This is a genomic window from Acidimicrobiales bacterium, from assembly GCA_036273495.1.
Lineage (GTDB): Bacteria > Actinomycetota > Acidimicrobiia > Acidimicrobiales > JAJPHE01 > DASSEU01.
In genome coordinates this window covers 1-3,664 of record DASUHN010000432.1, presented here as the reverse complement: position 1 = coordinate 3,664, position 3,664 = coordinate 1, and the positions used below count along the sequence as shown (strand labels likewise).

Below are 3,664 nucleotides of genomic sequence, written 5' to 3'. Positions count from 1 at the left end.
CGCCGAGATCGACAAGATCTTCTGGGAGACCAAGAAGGGCTAGAAGCGGGCCACGGCGGCCACCAGGAGCCACGCCGGGGCCACAACCAGCAGGGTGTCCAGGCGCCGCAACGCGCCCGGGACCGCGGGCGACGGCGCGTCGGGGTCGGGAGCGGCCAGCAGGTTGGACATCGGCCGGCCCGCCAGTCCTCCGAACGCGACCAACGCTCCGAGCAGCCACGGGTAGCCGCCCGACAGAGGGCTCGGTTGCAGGACCGCCAGTGCGAGCGCGGCGCTGCCCACCGCGGCGATGCCCGCCACCTCCCCCTCCCATGCCGCCGGCGCGCCGGTCCCGACCAGGTACCGGCTGGCGTCGTAACAGCACACGAGGGCCAGCAGGGCGGCGGCGGCGGTGACGCTCATCCGCTCGGTCAGCACCAGCGCGCCCGCACCCAGCCCGGCGGCGACGAGCTCGATCCCGACCACCGCCGCCCGCTCCCTCGGTTCCGCCGCCCGGCGCCGTAGTGCCGCACGCAGCGCCGCCCCGATGCGGGCCCGGCGGGGCAGCACGGCCAGCGCCAGGGCGGCGCAGACCACGGCGGCGAACGCCGGGGTTCCGGCTGCGGCCGCCAGCGGTGCCCCGAGGGCGGCGACCAGGGCCCCGGCCGGGGCGGGGCGGGTCCGGCCCGGCCAGCTGCGGGTCACGGCCAGCACCGCGACGGCGGAACCGAGGGCCAGCCAGGCGGCGAGCGCCCAGGGACCGCCGGCCATGGCCACCCCGGTCACCACCAGCCACAGCACCCCGAGGCGTCCCCGGGGCGCAGTGCGCGGCAGGGCCCGCAGGGCGGGCCGGGCGGGCCGGGCCGGGGGAGCCGGAAGGGGGACCGCCGGGACGGCGGGTGCGGCGCTCACGCTCCCCCCGAAACCGGCGGCAGGACCGCCACCTCGTCGTCGTCCCTGACCGGATCGCCACGGTCGGCGGGGTCCCCGTTGAGCCAGACCCGGGCGTTCTCGATCACCGCCGCCAGCTCCGAGCCGTACCGCGTGACGGCCGCGTCGAGCACGTCCCCGACCGTCCGGCCGGGGATGGTGTCGCTGGTCGTGCCCGCCGCCTGACGGGCCGCGGCGAAGAGGCGGAGCCGAGCCAAGCGCGGGCAGGCTACCGGGATGACCCCGCCGCGTGTCCTGCTCATCCGGCACGCCCAGTCGACATGGAACGCCGAGGGCCGGATGCAGGGCTGGGCCGACCCGCCCCTGTCCCCGGCCGGGATCGAGCAGGCCGAGGCCCTGGGCCACCGCCTCGGGGCCGAGGGCCCCGGGGCGGTGGTCGGGGTGGTGTCGTCGGACCTGGCCCGGGCCGCCCGGACGGCGGCCATCCTGGCCGAGGCGTGTGGCTGCCCGGAGCCGGAGATCGACGCCCGCCTGCGCGAGCGCGAGATCGGCCGGCTCACCGGGCTCACCGACGAGGAGGCCCGGGGGCGCTACCCGGAGGAGGTGGCGGCGTGGCGGGAGCAGCGCCGGCCCCGGCCGCCCGGAGGCGAGTCCACGGGATCGGTGCTGGGCCGGGCCCGGGCCGCCATCGACGCCCTGATGGGTGCCGCCGGGGGGCGGGAGGGCGGTGAGGTGGTCGTGGCCGTCAGCCACGGCGGGCTGATCTCGGCCCTGGAGCGCGAGGCGGGCGCGGGCCCCGGCGGGTTCAGCAACCTGACCGGGCGCTGGTTGGTGCCGGGCGGCCCCGCCGGGTGGCAGGTGGGGGCGCGGTTCGGATAAGGGCGCTTCGCCCTTGTGTTTCGGGGTTAGCGGCGGGCCTCGCGCTCGGCGGCGGCCTGGTCGTCGACGCAGAAGCGGGTGGCGGGCTGGGCCTCGAGGCGAGCCTCGTCGATGGGTCGCCCGCACGCCTCGCACGTGCCGTAGCTCCCGTTCTCCAGGCGCTCGAGGGCGTGCTCGACGTCGGACAGCTCGGCCTCGACCTGCTCGAGGATCGACAGGTCGCGCTCGCGGTCGAAGGTCTCGGTGCCGAGGTCGGCCTGGTGCTGGGCCGCCGTCGACAGCTCGGAGAGGTTCTCCTGCTCCGACTCCGACTGCAGGTGCTCCAGGGCGAAGTCCTCCCTCAGCTCCCCCAGCCGCTCGCGCTCCTGCTCGAGCCGGCGCCCGGCCTCATCGGTGTCCATCGGACGCCATGCTACGGGGCACGTCGAACCACACCGACTTGCCGTGGGCGAGGCGGCGCGTCCCCCACGCCGACGCGAAGTTGGCCACGAGGGCCAGTCCCCGCCCCGACGTGTCGGAGGACCCGGGCTGGCGCATCACCGGCATCACCGGGCTGTCGTCCAGCACCTCGATGTGGAGGACCGACGGGGTCAGCTGGACCACGACCTCGGCGTCGGAGCCGGCGTGGAGCACGGCGTTGGTGACCAGCTCGCTCACCAGCAGCTTGACGATCTCGAGGGAGTCGGCGCAGTCCCACTCCTCGAGCGTCGTCTCGACGAAGCGCCGGGCCGAGCCGGCGCTCTGGACCTCGGCGGCCAGCCGGGACCGCGCCTCGGCGACGGCCTGCTCGACCACCTCGAGGGCTCCGGCCAGGGCGGCGAGGCCCTCCACCAGGTCCGCCGGGCGCAGCCGCTTGTCGAGATAGCCGACGGCGCCGAGGGAGAGGACCCGGCCCTCGACGTCGGCGTCCCCGAAGGCGGTGAGGATGACCACGCGGGCGTGGGGTGCGACCTCGTGGATGCGGGGGAGGGCGGCGAACCCGTCGAGCCGGGGCATCGCCAGGTCCAGCACGATCAGGTCGGGAGCCAGCGCCCCCGCCCGCTCGATGGCCTCGACCCCGTCGCGTGCCTCTCCGACGACCCGGAAGCGGGCGTCGGTGCCGAGCACCAGTCGGAGGAGATGACGGATGTCCTCGACGTCGTCGACGATCAGTACGTCGATCGGGGGGGCAGGCAGGGCGCTCCCCGACGGGCCGTTCCCGGCGCCCGGTGCGGTGCTCATCGGTCGAACGACCTTATCTTCCCGGTTCCCGCCGGAGCCGGGGGGGATGGGAGCCCCCGCGCGAGGACGTCAGACCAGGGCATGCTCCGTGGCGGCACGGAGATCCGAGACGAGCTGATCGAGCTCGGTGGCCGACGCCAGCTCCCGGGGGCCGGCGTAGACGGTCAGGAGCTGCTCGACCGGGGCGGCGGCATCCGGGCCGACCTCGATGGCCAGCGCCCAGATGTCCAGTAGGGGGTTCACGAGCCGGCTGGCGCTGACCGCGACCTGTCCGACGTGGGAGTCACGCAGCTGCTCGGCGGCAGCCAACAACCGGTCACGCTGCTCGTCACCCATCTCCCTCGCCTCTCCCGTCTCCGCCTCGGTCATCCGTCCCCGCCATTTCCCTCCGGGTTGCCGATTCCCGGCCACCCGGTGCTTCACACCTATCGGCACTCCTGCCGGTCCACCTGTACAACACCTACGGACCCTCGATCATGCCGGTCGTGACAACTTCCACATCCCCCATGGAGTTCCACGCCCGGAGGGGGACTCCCTGGGCAACCAGCCTAAAGCGGACCTCCCGTCATGTATCGGCATGTACCGGCGCCACTGGGGCGATCTGGAGGCGAACGGGGCGGCCACTAACGTCCCGCCGGTGGCCAAGAGCACCCGCGGGCAGCGCCCGGCCCACCCCCCGGCCCGCCGGCCGGGG

General features: G+C 75.4%; 6 protein-coding genes. 1 reads left to right on the top strand and 5 read right to left on the bottom strand.

The window, feature by feature from the left end; translation table 11 throughout:
- Positions 1 to 39: 39 nt before the first annotated feature.
- Together VFW24_18770 and VFW24_18765 are read right to left on the bottom strand one after the other, a co-directional pair.
- Positions 40 to 891, bottom strand: a complete 852-nt coding sequence (locus VFW24_18770; protein HEX5268816.1) for a hypothetical protein — start codon at positions 889 to 891, stop codon at positions 40 to 42.
- The gene (locus VFW24_18765) at positions 888 to 1,127 is read right to left on the bottom strand and encodes a MoaD/ThiS family protein (protein HEX5268815.1); all 240 of its coding nucleotides are present in this window, start codon (positions 1,125 to 1,127) and stop codon (positions 888 to 890) included. The genes VFW24_18770 and VFW24_18765 overlap by 4 nt, the downstream gene beginning before the upstream one ends.
- 19 nt (positions 1,128 to 1,146) lie before the next feature.
- Between VFW24_18765 and VFW24_18760 the strand changes: the two genes are divergently transcribed.
- Positions 1,147 to 1,749: a histidine phosphatase family protein gene (locus VFW24_18760; protein ID HEX5268814.1), complete on the top strand. Its 603-nt coding sequence runs from the start codon at positions 1,147 to 1,149 to the stop codon at positions 1,747 to 1,749.
- A gap of 26 nt (positions 1,750 to 1,775) precedes the next feature.
- Here VFW24_18760 and VFW24_18755 read toward each other — a convergent pair whose 3' ends face one another.
- The 3 genes from VFW24_18755 to VFW24_18745 form a co-directional block, all read right to left on the bottom strand.
- The gene (locus tag VFW24_18755) at positions 1,776 to 2,150 is read right to left on the bottom strand and encodes a TraR/DksA C4-type zinc finger protein (GenBank protein HEX5268813.1); all 375 of its coding nucleotides are present in this window, start codon (positions 2,148 to 2,150) and stop codon (positions 1,776 to 1,778) included.
- Positions 2,137 to 2,970, bottom strand: a complete 834-nt coding sequence (locus tag VFW24_18750; protein ID HEX5268812.1) for a response regulator — start codon at positions 2,968 to 2,970, stop codon at positions 2,137 to 2,139. Before VFW24_18750 ends, VFW24_18755 begins: the two co-directional genes overlap by 14 nt.
- Positions 2,971 to 3,039: 69 nt before the next feature.
- Positions 3,040 to 3,339 (bottom strand): hypothetical protein, encoded by a 300-nt coding sequence (locus VFW24_18745; GenBank protein ID HEX5268811.1) that lies wholly within the window; start codon positions 3,337 to 3,339, stop codon positions 3,040 to 3,042.
- Positions 3,340 to 3,664: the final 325 nt, after the last annotated feature.

Excerpts from the sequence above, each read along its gene's own strand:
- VFW24_18760 (HEX5268814.1), top strand. The coding sequence starts at position 1,147 with ATGACCCCGCCGCGTGTCCTGCTCATCCGGCACGCCCAGTCGACATGG.
- VFW24_18755 (HEX5268813.1), bottom strand. The coding sequence starts at position 2,150 with ATGGACACCGATGAGGCCGGGCGCCGGCTCGAGCAGGAGCGCGAGCGG.
- VFW24_18750 (HEX5268812.1), bottom strand. The coding sequence starts at position 2,970 with ATGAGCACCGCACCGGGCGCCGGGAACGGCCCGTCGGGGAGCGCCCTG.
- VFW24_18745 (HEX5268811.1), bottom strand. The coding sequence starts at position 3,339 with ATGACCGAGGCGGAGACGGGAGAGGCGAGGGAGATGGGTGACGAGCAG.